This window comes from Zwartia hollandica (assembly GCF_019923725.1).
GTDB classification, from domain to species: Bacteria; Pseudomonadota; Gammaproteobacteria; order Burkholderiales; family Burkholderiaceae_B; genus Zwartia; species Zwartia hollandica.
Map to the genome: position 1 here is coordinate 881948 of NZ_JAHXRI010000006.1, position 19587 is coordinate 901534.

19 protein-coding genes are annotated in these 19587 nt (G+C 50.5%); 5 read left to right on the forward strand and 14 right to left on the reverse strand.

All coding sequences use genetic code 11. The features are described from left to right. Positions 1-18 precede the first annotated feature (18 nt). From KZZ10_RS07585 to KZZ10_RS07610, 6 genes are all read right to left on the reverse strand, one after another. Entirely contained in the window at positions 19-702 is a 684-nt protein-coding gene (locus tag KZZ10_RS07585) for a DUF2848 domain-containing protein (RefSeq protein WP_259660879.1), read from the reverse strand. A 7-nt stretch (positions 703-709) separates the two neighbouring features. Next, positions 710-1990 carry a TRAP transporter large permease gene (locus KZZ10_RS07590; RefSeq protein ID WP_259660880.1) on the reverse strand — a complete coding sequence of 427 codons (1281 nt, stop codon included), beginning with the start codon at positions 1988-1990 and terminating at the stop codon, positions 710-712. Further along, positions 1987-2595: a TRAP transporter small permease subunit gene (locus KZZ10_RS07595; RefSeq protein WP_259660881.1), complete on the reverse strand. Its 609-nt coding sequence runs from the start codon at positions 2593-2595 to the stop codon at positions 1987-1989. The genes KZZ10_RS07590 and KZZ10_RS07595 overlap by 4 nt, the downstream gene beginning before the upstream one ends. A gap of 11 nt (positions 2596-2606) precedes the next feature. Beyond that, complete coding sequence (locus KZZ10_RS07600; RefSeq protein ID WP_259660882.1) at positions 2607-3653, reverse strand: TRAP transporter substrate-binding protein; 1047 nt, start codon at positions 3651-3653, stop codon at positions 2607-2609. 87 nt (positions 3654-3740) lie between these two features. Then, complete coding sequence (locus KZZ10_RS07605; RefSeq protein WP_259660883.1) at positions 3741-4517, reverse strand: putative hydro-lyase; 777 nt, start codon at positions 4515-4517, stop codon at positions 3741-3743. A 96-nt stretch (positions 4518-4613) separates the two neighbouring features. Then, positions 4614-5501, reverse strand: coding sequence for a LysR family transcriptional regulator (locus KZZ10_RS07610; protein WP_259660884.1), 888 nt, complete (start codon positions 5499-5501; stop codon positions 4614-4616). Between the two features lie 85 nt (positions 5502-5586). Here KZZ10_RS07610 and KZZ10_RS07615 point away from each other — a divergent pair, with 85 nt between their 5' ends. Both KZZ10_RS07615 and KZZ10_RS07620 read left to right on the forward strand, forming a co-directional pair. Next, positions 5587-6555, forward strand: a complete 969-nt coding sequence (locus KZZ10_RS07615; protein ID WP_259660885.1) for a Bug family tripartite tricarboxylate transporter substrate binding protein — start codon at positions 5587-5589, stop codon at positions 6553-6555. Between the two features lie 41 nt (positions 6556-6596). Then, positions 6597-7547, forward strand: coding sequence for a 2-hydroxyacid dehydrogenase (locus KZZ10_RS07620; protein WP_259660886.1), 951 nt, complete (start codon positions 6597-6599; stop codon positions 7545-7547). A 27-nt stretch (positions 7548-7574) separates the two neighbouring features. Here KZZ10_RS07620 and KZZ10_RS07625 read toward each other — a convergent pair whose 3' ends face one another. Further along, positions 7575-8564: a Bug family tripartite tricarboxylate transporter substrate binding protein gene (locus KZZ10_RS07625; protein ID WP_259660887.1), complete on the reverse strand. Its 990-nt coding sequence runs from the start codon at positions 8562-8564 to the stop codon at positions 7575-7577. Positions 8565-8726: 162 nt separating this feature from the next. Between KZZ10_RS07625 and KZZ10_RS07630 the strand changes: the two genes are divergently transcribed. Next, entirely contained in the window at positions 8727-9902 is a 1176-nt protein-coding gene (locus tag KZZ10_RS07630; protein WP_259660888.1) for an NADH:flavin oxidoreductase/NADH oxidase, read from the forward strand. A 3-nt stretch (positions 9903-9905) separates the two neighbouring features. On the opposite strand, the gene KZZ10_RS07635 is transcribed toward KZZ10_RS07630, so the two are convergent. Next, a complete protein-coding gene (locus tag KZZ10_RS07635; RefSeq protein WP_259660889.1) occupies positions 9906-10889 on the reverse strand; it encodes a tripartite tricarboxylate transporter substrate binding protein in 984 nt (327 codons plus the stop codon). A 213-nt stretch (positions 10890-11102) separates the two neighbouring features. On the opposite strand from KZZ10_RS07635, the gene KZZ10_RS07640 reads away from it, so the two are divergent. Further along, entirely contained in the window at positions 11103-11930 is an 828-nt protein-coding gene (locus KZZ10_RS07640) for a TauD/TfdA dioxygenase family protein (protein ID WP_259660890.1), read from the forward strand. A gap of 61 nt (positions 11931-11991) precedes the next feature. On the opposite strand, the gene KZZ10_RS07645 is transcribed toward KZZ10_RS07640, so the two are convergent. Genes KZZ10_RS07645 through KZZ10_RS07670 form a run of 6 tightly spaced genes read right to left on the reverse strand, consistent with a single transcriptional unit; the run spans position 11992 to position 17667 of the window. Then, the gene (locus KZZ10_RS07645; protein ID WP_259660891.1) at positions 11992-13005 is read right to left on the reverse strand and encodes an ABC transporter substrate-binding protein; all 1014 of its coding nucleotides are present in this window, start codon (positions 13003-13005) and stop codon (positions 11992-11994) included. Positions 13006-13014: 9 nt separating this feature from the next. After that, a complete protein-coding gene (locus KZZ10_RS07650; protein WP_259660892.1) occupies positions 13015-13809 on the reverse strand; it encodes an ABC transporter permease in 795 nt (264 codons plus the stop codon). Then, a complete protein-coding gene (locus KZZ10_RS07655; protein WP_259660893.1) occupies positions 13809-14591 on the reverse strand; it encodes an ABC transporter ATP-binding protein in 783 nt (260 codons plus the stop codon). The genes KZZ10_RS07650 and KZZ10_RS07655 overlap by 1 nt, the downstream gene beginning before the upstream one ends. 52 nt (positions 14592-14643) lie before the next feature. Further along, positions 14644-15987, reverse strand: coding sequence for a TRAP transporter large permease (locus KZZ10_RS07660; RefSeq protein WP_259660894.1), 1344 nt, complete (start codon positions 15985-15987; stop codon positions 14644-14646). Positions 15988-16007: 20 nt separating this feature from the next. Next, positions 16008-16610 carry a TRAP transporter small permease subunit gene (locus tag KZZ10_RS07665; RefSeq protein WP_259660895.1) on the reverse strand — a complete coding sequence of 201 codons (603 nt, stop codon included), beginning with the start codon at positions 16608-16610 and terminating at the stop codon, positions 16008-16010. Between the two features lie 10 nt (positions 16611-16620). Continuing rightward, on the reverse strand, positions 16621-17667 hold the full coding sequence (locus KZZ10_RS07670) for a TRAP transporter substrate-binding protein (RefSeq protein WP_259660896.1): 1047 nt from the start codon (positions 17665-17667) through the stop codon (positions 16621-16623). Positions 17668-17959: 292 nt separating this feature from the next. On the opposite strand from KZZ10_RS07670, the gene KZZ10_RS07675 reads away from it, so the two are divergent. Next, positions 17960-19585, forward strand: a complete 1626-nt coding sequence (locus tag KZZ10_RS07675; protein ID WP_259660897.1) for an MFS transporter — start codon at positions 17960-17962, stop codon at positions 19583-19585. Positions 19586-19587 lie beyond the last annotated feature (2 nt).

Here is a 19587-nt window from a genome sequence, read left to right on the forward strand (position 1 = left end):
CGCTCGGTAGGAGTCTGGTTAAGACACTTTATCGAGTAGCTCGACCTCGTAGCGATGTGTGAGCTCACATTTGCGCACGGGGTCGATTAGGCGCATTTCAAATAGAGGTGATGGACGGATGGCGCCTCGGGTCCCGACCGTCCCACAACTCATTGCTGTACCTTTGGGGAGCGTCCCCTTGTTTGTATAGCGAGAAATAAGATCCAGGGGGGGTAGCAGGGCAGATAACGGTCCAGATTGATACAGCACCTGTATGCCGTTTTCATATACGTATGATTCGATGATTAACTGATCCCAGTGTGCTGCGACATCTGAAAATAGCCAAGCCTGTCGGCCAACGGGTTTGCTACAAACTTGCTTAGAAAGTGCCACACTTACTGTCTCCAGGCCGCGATCAGTATGGTCGGAGGTGAGCGAAATCAATAATTGATCGTTGTGCATAAATACAAACACTTCGACCTCGCCCGAGCCCTCGTTGCCAACCATTTGCACAATCGAATCTTGGGTAAGCAGCTGATTCGATACGCGATAAAACAAAGGCACTGAGCTCGGACGTGGAACGCCAATGGCTGCAAGCTCTTCAATGTGGTGTTCAATCGCAGCATGATCACGGCCAGCCCAACCCGCGATAATCATTTGTTCAATGTTTGTCTGTATTTTGGTTACTGTATTGTTGTTTATCAGATCAAAAAGTAGATTCATAGGGTTCTCAAAAAAATCTAGTCATCCAAAGTGCAATGTCGGGAAATACTGCTAAAAGCGCTAACAAGGCAAGCATTGCAACAACAAAAGGCAGCGATCCCACGATCACCGGAGTCATCGAACCGCTTGATCGCAGGCTTTGCACAACGAACAGATTCAGCCCGACAGGTGGAGTGATCAAGGCTGCCTCGACGAGTACGATAATAACGATCCCAAGCCAGATCGGATCGTAGCCCAAAGCAATCATGACGGGCGCCACAATCGGAATCGTTGTGATCATCATCGATAACGTTTCCATGAAGCAACCTAGCACTAAATAGAAGACAATAAGAATCACTAGCATCCATTGTGCAGAAACGCCGAGCCCCGATATTGCATTTGTCAGTGCAGTGGTTAGGCCTGTCGCAGACATCACGAAGTTTAAGAAGCTTGCGCCGATGACGATAAGCATGATCATGGCCGAGGCGCGCATCGTGTTTTCGATGGACTCACGCATCATCGCAATACTCAAGCGTCGGTAGGCGGCAGCCAACGCCATTGCACCAAAAACACCTAGGGCCGCTGCCTCCGTCGGAGTTGCTACTCCGGCGTAAATCGACCCAACAACCAGTAAAAAGATCCCCATAGGAGGTATCAGGTGGGTCAAGGCCTTAAGCCTCTGAGCCCAAGTTGCATGAATCCGTTGACCACCCCAGTGCGGTTTCGCGGCACAAGCAAAAATGATCGTCGCCATAAACATTAGCGCCAAGAGCAGCCCAGGAATAATTCCTGCTAGGTAGAGCTTTGGCACTGAAGAATTCGTCAGCACGCCGTAGATGACCAAATTGATTGAAGGCGGGATCAAAATCCCAAGGGTTCCGCCGGCCGCAATACTGCCCAAAAAGAGTGGCTCGTTATAGCCATATTTTTTTATCTGTGGCAGCGCTACTGTCCCTACCGTGGCAGCCGTGGCGACACTGGACCCCGAGGTGGCCGCGAACAGAGCAGAGGCACCAATATTTGCGTGCATCAGACCGCCCGGCAGCCAAGATAACCAAAGACTGAGAGCAGAGTACATGCGCTCTGCAAAGCCTGCTCGCAAAAGAATCTCTCCGAGCATAATGAACAACGGAATCGCAACGAGTAGGAATTCGGTGTTCGTGGTCCAAGCCAGTTCACCCATCGCCCGAGACAGAGGTAGCATGGAATATATCTGATCCAAAACAAGGCCGAGTACTCCTAGTGCCGCACCAACAGGGATGCTCAGGCCGATCAGGATCAATAAGAGTGTCAGTGCAGTTGAGATCATGATCCGCGCTCCTCTTGTACACGACGTTGTCCCGCTTGCGCTTCTTCAAGCGCTTCTTCTTTGGAAAGTCGCGCACCGGCCAAGCTGTTGACGCTTTGATAATCGCCGGTGATTAAGGCACTACTGGCCCGAGTCAGCATCAAGGCCAACACAATCACCATCCAAATTAGGCCAACAAACCACAGCCCTTGCGGTATCCAAAGAGGTGTTGCGAGCGGCGTATTGGCAAACGAATTTTGAATCCAGGACGTGGCAAGCACTTCATAGGCGTAGCGAGTAAGCATGGTTAGAAAGACAGCCAGCGCGACTAAGGAAAGCCAGTCGAGCATTGCGGCTACGCGCACCGAGAAGTGCTGATAAAGAATATCGACTCGAACGTTCGCGCGCTCGAGAACGACTAGCGCGAGTGACCAGGTTGTACTGATGGCGAAGGCGTATCCAGATAACTCGTCCGCTCCGCCAACTGATATCGCAAACAACTTTCTGACAATTACATCAAAACAAACAAGGCCGGCACTCAATAGCGTGAGGATGCCACCACCCCAGACTCCCCAGCGAGAGATCTTAGTTGCCCATGGCAGCATACTGTGCGATTGAGTGCCCATACGTTTGCCTATTACTTCTTTGCAGTAACGTTAAGTTTTTTACCGATCGTGGTATTGAAATCTGCCACACATTGATCTGAGCAGCGTGCCGCCCACTTAGGCAAAATAACGTCGCCGAGTAGCTTGTTGAGCAATGCCTTGTCTGCCTCTGACGGTTTGACTAGCGTCATTTTCCCTTTTACGTCAAAAGGACATCCAGGCGAACCCGTATTGCAGGCATAGCCTTGCTCTGTTTGCTCGTTCGCAGCATTCCACATGGTTGTCATCAACGTATTGATGTTGGTCTGCAAGAAGGATTGAACTTTAGGATCGATTTTGTCCCAAGCTTTTTGGTTTACTGCGTGAATTTGCTGATTCCAGTTGATCGGAAGCGCCAAAAGATGCGTGGATACTTCGTACCACTTTGCGGAGTAGCCAGAGAGGGATCCAGTGATCGCGCAATTTACGACCTTGTTCTGCAATGCGGGGACAACTTCACCAAACGCGAGGGTGACGCTTGTGCCGCCGAGAGCTTGAATAAACTCTGCCTGAGTCCGGCTGCTTGTACGTACTTTTTTACCCTTTAGATCGGTAAGATCTTTTATTGGTGCGTTACAAAAAATCACCTGAGCAGGGTACGGTGACAAACCAAGAATCTTTACGTTGTTATTCCCACCGTAGAGTTTTCCGTAAATGGGGGCAAAAAGATCGGTGATTTCACGCGCCGTCTTTACATCGGGAGCTAAGCCAGGAAGATCGATTGCTTCATTGATGGGGTTGTCGCTGGCGAAATAGGAAAGGGTCGCTGTCCCAAACTCAATCACACCCTGACCAATGAGTCGCATCAGTTCAGGACCTTTAAGTCCCATTTGGTTAAAGCCTTGGATTTCAGCAGTGACCTGTCCTTTCGATGCTTCGGGGATTGTTTTTGTCCAAAAAGGCTGCTCAAAGTCTTTATAGGCTGTGAGGTTGTTCAGACCCCCAACGACTTTAAGTTGTGTACGAGGCAGGTCTTGCGCAGCGACGTTTGTCGCCATGAGTGTTGCAGCACTAATTACTGCGAGCATCAGCATTTTCATGAAAGCATCTCCTAATTAACGGGAAGAAAATCTGTATCGGTTACCCGCTTAGCGTCGATACAGGGAACAGCCTAAAAATAGTTATCGTTAAATAATGGATAGTTGAGAGTTGAGCTTGTCCGTCACTAGCATGTACCCCGGGGCATGTGTGATGCAAAAATCAGGCTTTGAGGCCATCAAGACGGCTTGTGGGGTCACACCGCAAGCCCAAAAAACCGGGATTTCGTCGTGCGCAATAGGTACGGGTTCACCAAAGTCTGGTTTTGATAAATCGGCAATGCCGATTTGTGCAGGGTCACCGAGGTGCACGGGCGCGCCGTGAACGGACGGGAATTTTGATGTGATTTGAATCGCTCGGATCGCGTCGGCTGCTTTAAAAGGCCTCATGGACACGACCATCGGACCATGAAATGGGCCTGCAGGCGCTGTCGCGATGTTGCTCTTGTACATTGGGACATTGGAACCACATGAAATGTGTCGAACATCAATACCGTCAGCGACGAGTGCCTCTTCAAAGGAAAATGAGCAACCAAGCGCGAAGCTCACTAAATCATTTCTCCAAAAACGCGAGATATTGGTCACCTCTTCTACCAACTCGCCGTTGCGCCAAACCCGATACCGCGGAATATCTGTGCGTACATCTAAATTCTCCCCAAAGCCTGGGAAGAAGGTGCTACCGACATCGGCAACAGACAGAATTGGGCAAGGTTTAGGGTTGCGTTGGCAAAATAATTGAAAGTCGCTGGCTAAGGCTTTCGGTAGGATGACAAGGTTGGCCTGAACAAACCCCGGGGCTGCCCCGGCCGTTGGCTGCTGAAATGTGCCGTTTCGGATATTTAGTCGCACTTGCTGCGATGCCAGCATACAAAATCTCCCAAAGATTGCTTTTTTTCTATTCAATGCCAAGGGAAGTGTACTGTCCAATTATCATTTGGAATCAGTATCGATAAATTTTATTTATCAATGATATTGCCCGGATACTTTTTCGGCGAGCTTGGCAAGTGCGCGCGCAATATGTTCATCGGGACCCTTCGCCCAAGATGCGGTGAAAGCGAGCTCTGGGAGCTCCGATGCTGTCACGTTAAGAAGGCAAAGTCGCCCTTCGCTAAGTTCTGCTTTTAAAAAAGTGGGGGTGATGACGGCGACCCCAATCGCGTCTAGGGTCATGCGCACCACAACGGACAGCGATGCGCTGCCGTACATGCGAGGGGCATGGATTCCTGATGCTGTGATGAGGCTACGGACAAAGTGGTGTGGGGCACTGGCTGCGGAATAGGTAATGATTGGGTACTCGCATACTTGCTCGAGCGACACCTTGTTGTTGAGGCCGAGTTTTGGACTTGCGATCCACGCGAGTGGGTACTTGCAGATCGGGATGTTTTCGAGTTGTGGTGATAGGAGGGGCCCCAGTAGAAACGCGAGATTGAGTCGATGCGACAGCACTTGCTCTCGCAATACAGGCGTTGTTTCGACTTCGAGTTCGACGCTCACAGAAGGATAGCGCGCATGAACGGATTCCAAGAACTGCGGGAGCCACGTTTGTACTATTGTTTCAGACACGCCAATTCTGACCTGACCAGTAATCGTATTCGGGCTTTCTGCAGCATTCAACATTTCTTGCTTGAGATCCAGCATTCGCTTAGCGTGCTCCAGGAGTTCAAGACCTTTGGTTGTCAGTTTGACACCGCGGGCGTTGCGCTCCAAGAGCTTTACGCCGAGAGAGGACTCTAGCGATGCAATCCGCTGTGAAACGGCTGGTTGCGTGGTGTTCAATTTGTGTGCTGCAGCACGAAAACTAGTCAGGGTAGCGACCCAAACGAAGGTTTCCAGATTGCGGATCTCGATCATAAAAAGAGGGAGGCTGTCATAAGTGCTTTTGGGAGGGTTCGTTGTATTCTGCGGTTACTGTCGAATAAAAAAGGAATCACGCATCATGCGAACCTTAAACATAGCACTGTTGTTGAGCTCGCTGTTTGCTTCTGCTTGGGCCGTCGCGAGTCCAGCCGACAAATATCCAGAGCGTCCTGTGCGAATTGTCGTGCCATTTGTGGCAGGTGGTGGCGGTGACTTCATCGCTCGAGCGTGGGCCGATAAGCTGTCCGAGGTGATCAAGCAGCCCGTGATTATTGAGAATCGAGGGGGTGGCAATACTGTTGTGGGTACTGAGCAAGTCGCTAAAGCAGCACCAGACGGCTATACCTTGCTATTAGTGAGTCCAACCATTTCGACGAACCCTACACTTTTACCCAACCTTCCTTACAAGACCCCCGAATCTTTTGCCCCAGTTGCTCAGGTGATTACCTATGCAATGGGAGTCGCCGTTCATGCGGGCTCCCCTATCCAAAACATCCCTGAGTTGGTTGCCTACGCAAAAAAGAACCCAGGCAAGCTAACCACCGCCACATCGGGTGAAGGCTCGGCGACCGATTTGGCTGCAGAGTTGTTTATGGAGAAAACGGGTATCAAAATCACAAAGGTGCCTTATAAGGGTGCGGGCCAGGGCGTGCTCGATGTCGCTAGTGGCCATGTGGATATGCTCTTTACCGGGATGTCGCAACTCAAGCCACAACTTGATGGGAAACGTATTCGCTTAGTTGCGACGTCAGGTTTACAGAGATTGAACTCTGCACCAGATGTCCCCACTATTGCCGAGCAAGGCTACCCCGGTTTCGAGGCAGTCGTGTGGTGGGCAGTGCTAGCGCCAGCTGGTACCCCATCCGAAATTATTGAGAAAATAAACGCATCGCTTAAAACAAGTCTGGCACATCCAGATGTCGGGAGACGCTTGGCAGTCATTGATGGAGTGGTAAAGGTTTCCTCTCCCAAAGAGTTTGATGGATTTTTGCGTTCTGAAATCGAGACATGGCGACGATTATTAAAGCCCTCGGTATCAAACAAGTAATGAAATAAGTCGATGTGGCTTGAGTGAGTAGGATGGAACAAATGAAGTCGTATGCATTGGTGATGGTGTTTTTAACGGAAGCGCACCGAGAGTTAGTCGCGCAAAATTTCGAATTGATTTATGCACCGAATGAAGGCACAAGCGCAGATCGTAGTAATAGTGCTGCACACATCGCCGCACATGCTGACAAGATCCGAATCGTTTTGACTAATGGTGCGACCGGCATCACGACCGATGAGATCAATGCATTGCCTAAATTGGAAATTTTGTGCACCTTAGGTGTTGGCTATGAGACTGTTCCAGTTGAGTACTTAAAACAGCGCGGCATTAGAGTGTGCAACGCAGCTGGTACGAATGAAGATTGTGTCGCTGATCACGCGATGGGACTTTTGCTCTCTGCAATTCGCGGTATTCCAGCCTTAAATAATGCTGTGCGCAAAGGGGTTTGGCGTGACGCGATTCCTAGGCCACCGAATGTGTCAAATAAACGTCTCGGACTTCTCGGTATGGGTGGTATTGCAAAGAAGATTGCAAAGCGTGCGTTGGCGTTTGATATGCAGATCGGATACTACAGTCGAACACGCCGTGATGAGACAGGGTTTGAGTTTTTTCCTGACTTACTGTCGCTCGCCACGTGGTGTGATTTTCTCGTTGTGGCAGCGCCTGGCGGGAAGGAAACATTTCACATTATCAATGCAGCAGTCTTAAAGGCGCTTGGTCCGCAGGGCGTGCTGGTCAATATCGCGCGAGGTAGTTTGGTGAATACCGAGGCGTTAGCGACGGCTTTACAAAATAATGTCATCGCGGCGGCGGCGCTTGATGTGTATGAAAGCGAACCAAAGCCGCCCTTGGCGTTGCTAGAGTTTGAAAATGCGATCATCACGCCACACGTAGCGGGTTTATCGCCCGAGGCAATGCTGGCCTCGGTCGAGTGTTTTATTGATAACGCAAACTTGCATATTGCGGGTAAGCCGTTACGCACACCGCTTTAATGCATCCCGCTCGAAAGGCCTGCAGAATTACTGAGGTGTAAAGCCAGCTTCTTTCACAATGCGTGTCAAAACTGGACGCGTGTTATTTAAGTAGTCTTGGAAGTCTTTGCTTGTGCCACCTAAGACGGTGTATCCGTTACTGTGGATCGATTTCTTGTCGAATTCGGGATCTTTTAATATTGCTTCAACATCCCTCGCGATCTTATCGATGATGGCTTTTGGGGTTCCGGCAGGTGCGGCGAGCATCATTTTGAAACTCAGATCACCACCTTCTAAACCTTGTTCAACCATTGTCGGCACCTCTGGGAACATCCAATTACGCTTAGATCCGTTTGTCGCAATCGGGATCAGCGCTTTGGCTTCAATTTGTGGCTTTGCAAGGTGAGGGGGGAGCCAAGCGCTATCGACTCGCCCACCAAGCATGTCGGCAATAATCGGGTTCATACCGTTGTAAGGGATGTGATTCATTTTGTAGCCACCCGTTAGTCCACCCAGAATCCGCATCCGGAATTCCGAGGGGCTTCCCACAGCCTCTGAGCCGAAAGTCACCTGGCCAGGATTTTGTTGCGCCAGTGATAACAGCTCTTTGAGGGTGCGTGCTTGAACTCCTGGGCGGACAACTAGAAAAGCAAAGCCCTCGGCGATCCGTATGATAGGTTCGAAATCTTTTTCTGGGTTGTAGGTTAGACTTTTCTTGAGCAGACCATTGACAAGAAATGCTGCGTCACTGCCCATGAAAAGAGTGAGCCCGTCAGGTTTACTCTTTGTGACATAGCTCGCACCCACTGCTTCAGAGGCGCCCGGCTTATTCTCCACAATGACGGGCTTACCCCATGTTTGTTCTAAACGGTTCGCGAGCGCTCGACCTACTACATCGGTGATGCCACCCGGTGTATACGGAACGACCAGTTTGACGCTACCACTTGGGTACGCTGTATTACTGCCCTGTGCCTGTGTGGAAAGCGAAATCGACACAAATAGCGAGGCAACAAAAACTCTTAGCACGGTGGTGTTCATCTCATCTCCCATGGTTGTCTATATATTCCAACACTGTATTTCGTTGAAAGCAAGACCTGCGTATGAATCCTCAGAGTTGTTTATGGGAGGTTAAGTCAATATGAGTGTTGCAATCGAGTCCTATATTTGTGACACTCTCTATAGAAAAAAACTGGGGATATCATGAAGACAAAATTATTTTCACCGCTACAGATTCGTGATCTCACGCTGAAGAATCGTATCGCGCTCTCGCCGATGCTGACCTATTGTGCGGATCATGGTCACTTAACTGATTGGCATCTTGCGCATTACGCAAAGTATGCAGTGGGTGGTGTTGGTCTCGTGTTCGTCGAATCAACAAAAGTGGATCCCCGAGGTTGCACAACACCAAACGATCTTGGCCTGTGGAAAGACGACTTTATTGCGCCGATGGCGCGCATTACTTCGTTTGTCAAGGCGCAGGGCTCAGCAATTGGTATTCAGCTTGGCCACTCGGGCCGCAAGGCAAGAAACTCTTTGCCGTGGGAAGGGCGCCTTCCGCTTGGTCCTGAGCAAAAAGGCGTCGATCATGACGAGGAGTGGGAGTTAATTGCTCCAAGCGCTGTTGCGGCTGGCTCTAAGGCGAGTGTTCCACGTGAGATGAGCCTTCAAGACATTCAAGACCAGATTGAGATGTGGGGTAAGGCCGCTGTGCGTGCTGACGCGGCGGGCTTTGACGTATTGGAAATCCATGGTGCACATGGATACTTATTGCATCAGTTTTTGTCTGCGGCAGCGAATCAGCGCAAAGATCAATATGGCGGCTCACTCCAAAATCGTATGCGTTTCGCAATTGAAGTTGCAGAACAAGTGCGCTCTGTGTGGCCGACTGGTAAACCATTGTTCTATCGTGCCTCCGCGGTAGACGAGGCGGGCCTGACGGTTGAGGATACCGTCGCGCTTTGCCGCGCGCTAAAAATTGCCGGTGTGGACGTCATTGATTGCTCAACGGGTGGTATGTCTGAGCACTCTATCGCTAGCGGCGTCACTCGTCCTGGTTATGGATATCAAGTGCCTTATGCCGAGCAGGTTCGACGTGATGCGGAGCTACTCACCATGGCGGTGGGCTTAATCATTCATGCGGACCAAGCGGAATCCATTCTACAAAAAGGACAGGCAGATTTAGTTGCCATTGGCCGTGAGCTCTTACACAACCCGAACTGGGTGCTTGATGCAGCAGATAAGCTCGATGAAGAAAATATCTTCTCGAACATCGCACCGAATTATGGCTACTGGCTCGAGAAAAGATCAAGCACAGGCTTTAAAGGCAAGACATCAACGCGTTTAAATGGTATCGATGTACCGCCTCGTGCTAACTGAGCGTTACTGCTGGGTGATGTTGGCCGCTTGTATGAGGTGAGTCCATTTTTTTATCTCCGTATCCAAAAATACACCCAGCTCTTTTGAAGTTCCACCGCCTGGCAATAAGCCGTGCGCCTCGATTTTTTCTCGGACGTCTGGCATTTGTAAAATCTTTACGACTTCAACGTTGAGTCGTTCCACAATGGCAGCAGGGGTTTTGGCTGGAGCGAAGAGTCCAAACCAGCCCACCACTTCATACCCGGGGAGACCTGCTTCGGCTACGGTGGGCACATCGCTCAGACTTGGGACGCGTTTTGAGCTAGTGACTGCCAGCGAGCGAATTTTTCCTGCTTTGACTTGTGGCAATGCTGCAGGGACAGTCGAAAAATACATTTGTACACTTCCGGCGATTAAATCCGTCACGGCTGGACCACCGCCTTTATAGGGTACGTTGACGATGTCCAACCCTGACGTAAATTTAAAAAGCTCTGCGGCAAGATGCGAAGTGGTCCCTACGCCAGACGTTGCATAGTTCAATGCGCCAGGTTTGTCTTTCGCAAGCTTGATTAAGTCTGCGAGCGATTGAACCGGGAGCTGCGCATTGATGACTAGCAGTAGAGGCGCTGACGCGACGAGCGTGATCGGGGCAAAATCTTTCTGTGTATCAAAGGGCAGTTTGCGATACAGACCAGGGTTGACGGGAAAGGAGGTAATGGGCATGACCAAGGTGTAGCCGTCTGGTTCCGATTTCGCGGCAATATCTACCCCCACATTACCGCCTCCCCCAGGTTTATTCTCAATAATGACTGGGGTCGATAGCGTTTCGCCAAGCTTTTGCCCCACGACGCGCGCGACAAAGTCTGTGCCACCACCGGCAGCGACAGGTACGATTATTTTTATTGGTTTTTGGGGGTAGGCATTTTGTGCGTGCGCGGACGCCCCGGATACAAGCCATACCGTGATCAGTATCGCTAAGGTAAGGCACCTTTGTTGAAGGTTGGGCATGGCGTGTCTCCGCTGATAGCATCGCCTGTAGGAGTCATGACTGCAGGCTTAGTCTGCTAAGGATTTATTTTGATTTGATTTTTCTCAAACCATCATAAAGCAGTGGCGCTCAATACGCTAGGAGATCGTTTTCTAGCGTAAGCAAGTACCAATTTTTGGCTTATGATTACCAAAGTTAGTATTCAAAAAAATCTAGAACATTTGGGGCATGGTATGCAGATCAAACGACTATCGGGCGCAGTGGGCGCCGAAATTCTTGGCGTGGATCTTGTAGGAAAGATTTCCGACGCCTTAATCGCAGATATCCGTCAGGTGTGGTTGGAACATGGCGTTGTGTTCTTTCGCGACCAGAACATGTCGATGGACCAGTTCCAACATTTTGCGCAGCGCTTTGGCGAGATCGTTGAATATCCCTTTGTCAAAGGCCTTCCTGACCACCCCTTCATTATTCCGGTATTGAAGCTACCCCACGAAAAACATAACTTTGGTGGCATTTGGCACACGGATACGACTTATCTACAGACGCCTCCCATGGCTACGATGTTAATTGCAGAGGAGCTACCACCGTATGGAGGTGATACCTTATTCTCGAGCAACTATGCTGCCTACGAGGCCCTGTCGCCTGACTTGCAACGTGTGCTTCAAGGCCTGCGCGGTGTGAACTCATCTGCGAAAGCAACCGTGACTAAAACACGTGAGGATCGTGTCGGCGATTCCGCTAAAGAAGAGAATGTGCGTAAGGAGCTCGTTTCAGAACATCCCGTTGTGCGTACACATCCCGAGACAGGCCGAAAGGCGCTCTACGTTAATCCTGGGCATACGATGCGCTTTGCAGGCTGGACCGAGGAAGAAAGCGCTCCTTTGCTTGATTTCCTATTCGAGCATCAAGTCAAGCCAGAATTCACCTGCCGTTTTTCTTGGGCACCTAAGTCGATCGCCCTTTGGGATAACCGTTGCGTGATGCATAACCCCGTAAACGACTACCACGGGCACAAGCGTTTGCTCTATCGCATTACTTTGAAAGGCGATACGCCAGCGTAGGGACGCGCGGCGCGCGTCATGTGCATGCCGGAAGGCCCCATAACGCCTGATCCGGCATTTTTTATTTGGTTGTCAGAGTTTTCTTCAACGCCACGCCAGTCTGCTTGTTCACAAACTCGGTCGTCGCGACTTTAGCTAGATCAACATCATTGGCCTTGTAGAGCCCGGCCTTAACCATCTGCTGATAAAAATCCTGAATACGCGCTGAAGACATTGCCCCGATTCCTTGGTTTTGTGCCTCTCCAGAATCCACAATGCCCTGCTGCTTCATGAGGACGACTGAGGCCTCTATCTCCGAGAGGGAGATTTCTGGGTTGTCTTTCATCATCAGGGCATTCGCAGCAGAACGGTCTCCGTACATAAAATTCACCCAACCAATAACTGAGGCATCCACGAAACGCTGCACGAGTTCAGGATTATTTTTTACGGTGTCGGTGCGCGTTTCAATCAGCGTGCTGTAGGTTGAGAAGCCGTGATCCGCCAATAGATGCACGATGGGCTCAAACTTCCCTTGCTCCTTGATGTAGGTAGGCTCAGCGACGGAGTAGCCTTGCTGAATGGCTTTGGGCTGCGCAAGGAAAGGACCGAGGTTGTAGTTATAGGGTTTGAGCACCTCATCTTTGAAGCCATGTACGACTTTTAGCCATTGCCACCAAGTGAACTGGCCATCTTTCGCAATGAGTGCGGTAGGTGCATTCTTCAGTGAAGCGAAGCTCTCGTAGCCCTGACCCGGATGAGCCATCAAGGCTTGTGGATCCTTCTGAAAAATAGCCGCGACCACAACAACAGGTACACCATTCTTCACGTTATCAAAGCTGTGCAGCAGATTCCCAGTCATCAGGAAATCAATGCGTTTCGCAGGCAGCAGCGGGCGGTTGTTGACCTGAGGGCCGCCTTGGCGAATCGTCACGTCTAGGCCGTACTTCTTATAAGTCCCATCGGCAACTGCTTGATAGAAACCACCGTGTGCGGCCTGCGCTTTCCAGTTGGTTGCAAAGGTGACTGCTTGTTGTGCTTGTGCCGCTGGAAGCAGCAAGAGCGATAAAAAAAGAGAGTGCACAAGTCGTAAGGTCATAAAACACTCCTAGGAGCTCTGATCGAACTCGTCAATTTGCTCAGAACTGTGCCAGCTCCTGAGTAAAAAAAATGAAAGGATATTAAACAACACGAATACCAGTACACCTGTCAATACCAACAATGCCAGTGCGGCAAACATCTTTGGCGTCTCTGTACGAAAGCTTGCTTCAAGAATCCGTGAAGCAAGTCCCGTCTCCCTTCCTGCCGAGCCAGCCACCATCTCCGCAGTGACAGCGCCGATCAAGCTCAACCCGCCGGAAATCTTCAAACCAGTTAAAAAGTACGGTAGTGCTGCTGGAGCGCGCAGGAGTGTCAGCCGTTGCCACGGGCTCGCGCGATAGAGCCTGAAGAGCTCCACTAAGTTTCGATCGGTGGCGCGCAACCCTGTTACGGTATTCGAAAGAATGGGGAAAAAAGCAACAATCCATGCGCAGAGTAAGAGTGCAACGGTTGTGCTTTCGATATAGATCAACATCAGAGGGGCGATCGCGACAATGGGTGTCACTTGAAGCACAACAGCGATTGGAAAAAAAGCGCGTTCTAGTCGTGGCGAAAGAGAAAATACGGAGGCGATCAGAATGCCACCAAGGCAGGCGAGAGCCAAGGCACCAAGAGTGATCTTGATGGTGAACCACCAACTCGTCGCAAGAGAGGACCAGTTGTCGATTAGGGTGGTTGCGATGCGGCTCGGAGCTGGAAGGGTGTAAGCGGGGATGTCAGCCCATCGAACGCCAAGCTCCCACAGCACTAAGCATGCGATTAGCGTGAGCGCAGGCAAGAGGCTATTGATAAGCGTCTTCATTAGCTGCTTTCGCTAGGTGTCGTCGACAGCGTAAGGGCAGATGCCAGCGCGCGGCAGTGATTCGAAAATCTATCTGAGTCTCGAAATATCGACGTCCTGGGATAAGGCTCACCAATCGTTCGTTCGTGAAGGATTCTCCCTGGCCTGGCTCCCATGACTAGAACACGGCTGCTTAGGAAAACAGCCTCAGCAATATTATGAGTCACAAAGAGCGTTGCGATGCCTCGTTCTTGCTGCCAATGTAATAAGTCGTTGTTTAGACGATGTCGCGACAAATCATCTAGCGCGGCAAAGGGCTCATCCATCAACAAAATTTTTGGCTCCGTGATGAGCGCTCGAGCGATGGATACCCGCATCTTCATGCCGCCCGACAACTGTCTTGGGAATGCTTGCGCGAAATCTTCAAGACCTACGCTTTTTAGAGCGGCCTCCACGCGAGCGCGAGAATGGGATCGACTGAATCCTTGTAAGCGTAGGGGCAGCCACACATTATTGAAGACACTCGCCCATGGCATTAGCGTTGACTCTTGGAACACAAAGGCGGTTGCGTATTGTTGCGCGCCGTCATCAGCAGGCGCATGAACTGTTCCAGCGCTTGGAATTTCCAGTCCCGCGAGCAAGCGCAGTATGGTACTTTTTCCGCAACCGGACGGGCCAAGTAGGGTGACAAATTCACCAGAGCCGATAGAGAGCGATACCTCTGAAAGCGCCAGCACACCGGTATCGAACCGCTTGGACGCCTTAATTATTTCTGCCGTCGGCGGTTTGGCTGATAGTTCCATCTTGGTGTGTTACTGCATCAAAACAATGACACCGAGATTAACAGTGTCTCCGCTATTTAATGAGATACATCGGCAACCACATAACCAAACTTGGGAAAATAATTGCAAGCGTCAGTCCAATTAACTGAAGGATCACGAAAGGGATGATTGCCTTACAGATGTCTGTCATGCTGATTTCGGGCGGAGCGATGCCTTTCAAGTAAAAAAGTGCGTAGCCAAAGGGCGGAGTCAAAAAGCTGGTTTGTAAGTTTATTGCGACCAAGATGGCGAACCAAGTCAGCTGCTGAGCAGGTGTTAAACCTAGCCCAAAATCGAGCGCAGAAATAATTGGTGCAAAAAGCGGTAAGACAATGAAGCTAATTTCAATCCATTCAAGAAAAAAGCCAAGAATGAAGATCAAGATCATCACCACGGCGAGCGTGCTATAGGGGCCACTAGAAAGTGCACTGACCATGTCCTCGATCATTGAGTTGCCGCCGATGCGCTTAAAAATGACAGAAAAGCATGTTGCACCGATCGCCACAAACAAGACCATGCCGCTCGTCTTTCCCGTTTCAAGAACGACTTCTTTTAAATTAGAATAATTAAGTTTTCCAGCGGCAGCAGCCATGATGATGGTGCCAGCCGCACCAATCGCAGCTGCCTCTGTTGGCGTTGCGATACCTGCAATAATTGAACCTAGCACGCCCATGATTAGGCAGACGGGCGCGAGCAAATCGCAAGTCAAGGCAAACCAGAGTGGCCGCTTATCGTCAACATCTGCGACACCGGCGGGCGCTTTGTGTGGAAAGAAAAATGCGATAGCTAAGATGTAAATTATATAGAGGGCACCCAGCAACAAGCCTGGGATCAGCGCACCCATGAATAGGTCGCCCACCGATATTTGGAGAATATCTCCGACAAGAACCAACATAATCGACGGTGGGATAAGAATCCCTAATGTCCCTGAGGCGCAAACGATACCTGCTGCAAGCCCCTTGTCGTATTTTTGACGCAGCATGACCGGCAACGAAAGTACGCCAAGCAGAACGACGGAGGCTCCTACGATGCCTGTTGAGGCGGCCATCACGATTCCTAGGAGCGCCACGGAGATCGCCATACCTCCGCGCATGCCGGCAAATAAGCGCTCTAACGATAGCAAGAGCTTGCGCGCGACATCTGATTTATCGAGCATTAAGCCCATAAAAATGAACAACGGCACAGCAAGTAGTAACCAGTTCGCAAGCGTGCCCGTAAAAATGCGGGAAACAACGGTGCCCAGAAACAACACAGGGATGTCGCCAAAGAAGCAAAAGGCAACGCCGACGCCGGCTAACAAAAAGGCGACTGGGTAGCCCGTAAAGATTCCGACAATAAGTGCCAGAATCATCGCAAGTGGTAGAAAGTAATCGCCCATGATTCGCTTGATCTTTTTAGTTAAGTTGCATTTGATGAATCATCGATACGTCGCTGTGGTCGGCCACTTAGCAAGAATCCGATATTGCGAATCACTCGACCCAGGCCGCAGGCAAACAACAGCGCCAGACCAAGAGGAATTATTGCTTTTACGAGATAACGATCCGTTAGCCCGCCATAGTCAGACTTTTCGCCAGAGCGATAGGCGAGGTCGACGAAACCAAGCGATAGCCAAAAGATGATTGCACAAAAGGGCAGTAACAAAAATATGTCGCCAAGCAGATCAATAGTGACTTTTTTTCGATCAGAAAGATTTGCGTAGATCAGATCCACGCGAACATGACGCTCTTCGACCATCGTAAAGGCGGCGCCGAGCATCACAATCACGCCCAATAGATGCCACTCAAGCTCGGTTAAGCTCGCCATGGTTAAGCGTGAGCCAAAGAGTGGGATTGAAAAGCCCCAACCAAAAAGCTCACCAAGACGCATCAAACCACCCACCACTCCAACCAAGACGGAAAGAATAATGGGTAGGATGAGCCAAGAACTCAGACGACCCGGCCATGCACTCAACTGCATTAGTGCTTGGCCGAACCGCTCTAGTGGGTGCATCTTGGTGTTCACGGGTTACACCTTATTTTGTTGGGAGACTTTGCAATTCCATCCAAGCATTGGCGGTCTTGGCATACGCGTTAAGTGAATCCAGAGCTTCTTTAAAGATAGGGTCACTCTTAGCTTCTTCTTGGAGCACTTCGGCAGATGCCTTGCGCAAGGCTTGAAGCACGGGGTCGGGGAAGCGTAATACCTTGATGCCTTTGGCTTTGAACTCTTCGAGGACGGGGCCTTGCGCAGCAGGTGCGACTGCCATCGACCAAATCACGTTTGCCTTACATGCGGCGATAAATTGCTTTTGTTCAGTCTCGGAGTATTTCTTCCAGACGTTCATGTTGATAATCAAAGAGTTCCAGCTTGCAGGTTGGTGCCAGCCTGGAAAGTAGTAGTACTTGGTGATGTTTTGAAAGCCGAGGGACTTGTCGATGATAGGAAGCGAGAACTCTGTAGCTTCAATTCGTCCTCGTTCGAGCGCAACGTAGATTTCCCCGCCAGCGATCAGTTGTGATGAGGCACCGAGCTTGTTGATGACTTTGCCACCAAGCCCAGAAATCCGCATTTTCAGACCCTTAAAGTCGTCTGGCGAATTGATCTCTTTATTAAACCAGCCGCCCGCCTCGGGTGCAGTGAGGTGGCAAGGGAGTACTTTCACGTTGTACTTGTCGTAGGCCTTTTGCAAGATCTCCAAACCGCCGCCTTCCCACATCCAGCCAAGAAAGACTTCTGGTCCTGGGCCAAAAGGCATAGCACCCATCAGGCCTGTTACGGGGACAGTGCCGGCCCAGTAGCCAATCCAATCCCAGCCTGCTGGGACAGCTCCGGAGCTCACCGCGTTGAATACTTCTAGCGCAGGTACGAGTTCACCAGCGCCGTGCACTTTCATGCGCAGCTTGCCGCCGGACACGTCGGCGAGTAGCTTGCCTAGGTTCTCGGCGCCTTCGCCCAGATAAACCATATTTTTTGGAAAGGTACTAGCAACGTCCAACGCGCGTTGCGCTTTAGCTTCTTGAGGTTGCGAGACGCCGAAAATAAATGCTGCGGCTGCGGCTAGGGCTAGGGCTTTTTTCATGGATTCTCCTTGGAGAGCTCGAGTTTTCAAATCGACCATGACAGGCGCCTGCTCGATACGCTTATCCGAGGCTCGGTCAGAATGGCCGAACGCCCAGATGAAGGTACCGTGTGCAGCATGCTCCTCCCAAGGCCGACGGCGTAGTTGCTGGCGGCTTTGCAGTGTCTATCGCACTGTTCACTCAATTCTCGCCAAAGAAAGTCGAGCTGTCAATCAAACAATAGGTGTATGCGGGTAAGTCTTATGTGACAATCGAACTCGGACATAAACGATCACTTGAGGCTTGCTAGGTATGCGCACGAGCGTAATTCGCTGGACTAACCAACACATATTTGGGATATGTCGTGATTTTCATCTGTCCTATCTGCCACCCCTAATGGTTTATTTAGCGGCGGGTGTCTCGAGCCTGACAGCGATCGTTGGTACCTTCTTTGTGAAAGACTATCTCAGCCTATCGAGCGCCGTCTTGGCCTCTCTGAGTTTCTGGATAGCCATTCCTTGGTCTCTCAAAATGGTCTTTGGCCACCTGGTTGATTTATTTTGGCGCGCCAAAAATCTAATTTTATTTAGTGGCGCGCTTCTGATCGCCACAAGTTTGTTAATCATGATCGGCTTGATTGGTGAGCGGGAGGCCATGCAGCGGATTCTGCCGGTCGATACCTGGTACATCATTAGCGCGTTGCTAGCACCCATGGGTTACGTCTTGCAGGATTCCGTTGCGGATGCAATGACAGTGGAGGCGGTGCCCCGTATCGATAGCGATGGTGTGGCAATTGAGCCTGAGAAGATAAGGTTGATGCACACAACCATGCAGACATTAGGACGCGTCGCTGTGGTTGGCGGCTCTCTTTTAGTTTCGGTTGTGAACTTGTACGTATTTTCTGGCGTAGAGAGCATGAGTGAAGCCCAAAAAGTTCAAGGCTACTTGTATGTTTATTGGACGGCATTGATTATTCCCTTGCTCTCCGTAGTAGGCGTGGTGATCGCTGCTTGGCTCAAGGGGCGCGCGCGCAAGCAGCTTGAAGCTAAAGGCTTAGATCGGGGGCAAGTCGAACAAGTTCTCAACGTGCACGGCACGCCCACGGCTCCTAACTGGACGATTTTGATCGGTAGTTTTGTGTTCGTACTGTTCACCTTGACGATCGGATTGAGTCAATTTCCGTATGGTCAAGAAATTATATTTGTGGGGTCGCTCGCGATCATCTTGTATTTGATTGCTCGTATGACGAGCGAGCTGGCACCCGATATGCGGATGACTCTCGTGGGCACGGCACTCGTGATTTTTATGTTTCGTGCAGCACCAACGCCGGGGCCAAGTATCGCGTGGTGGGTGATTGATGACCTTAAGTTTGATCAGTACTTCATGTCTGTATTGACGCTAGTTGGTGGCGTTTTGTCCCTTGTGGCTATGTTTGTTTTTCGTCGATTTATGGCAGAAAGACCAATTACTTTCGTGATTGGGATGTTGGCTCTGCTAAGCACAACCTTCGCGGTTCCGACTCTCGGCATGTATTACGGGCTACATAATTGGACAAGTGCGATGACTGGAGGGATCGTAGATGCCCGCTTTATCGCGCTAGTTGATACTGCGGTTGAGTCGCCCTTAGGTCAGTTGGCGATGATCCCCATGCTCGCATGGATCGCGCGCTCTGCGCCAGAAAATCTCAAGGCTACCTATTTTGCAGTGATGGCTTCTTTCACGAATCTTGCGCTGTCGGCGAGTCAGCTGGGAACAAAGTATTTAAATCAAATATATGTTGTGACCCGAGAGGTGCGCGATCAGTCAACGGGCGTGATCAAGGTGGCGGCCGACTACACGCAGCTTGGCCCGTTACTCACGATCTGCTTAATTCTTGGCCTCCTGTTACCGTTTGCTGCAATCGCGTTTGTGAAGTGCACAAGATTTAAAGCAATTTAAGC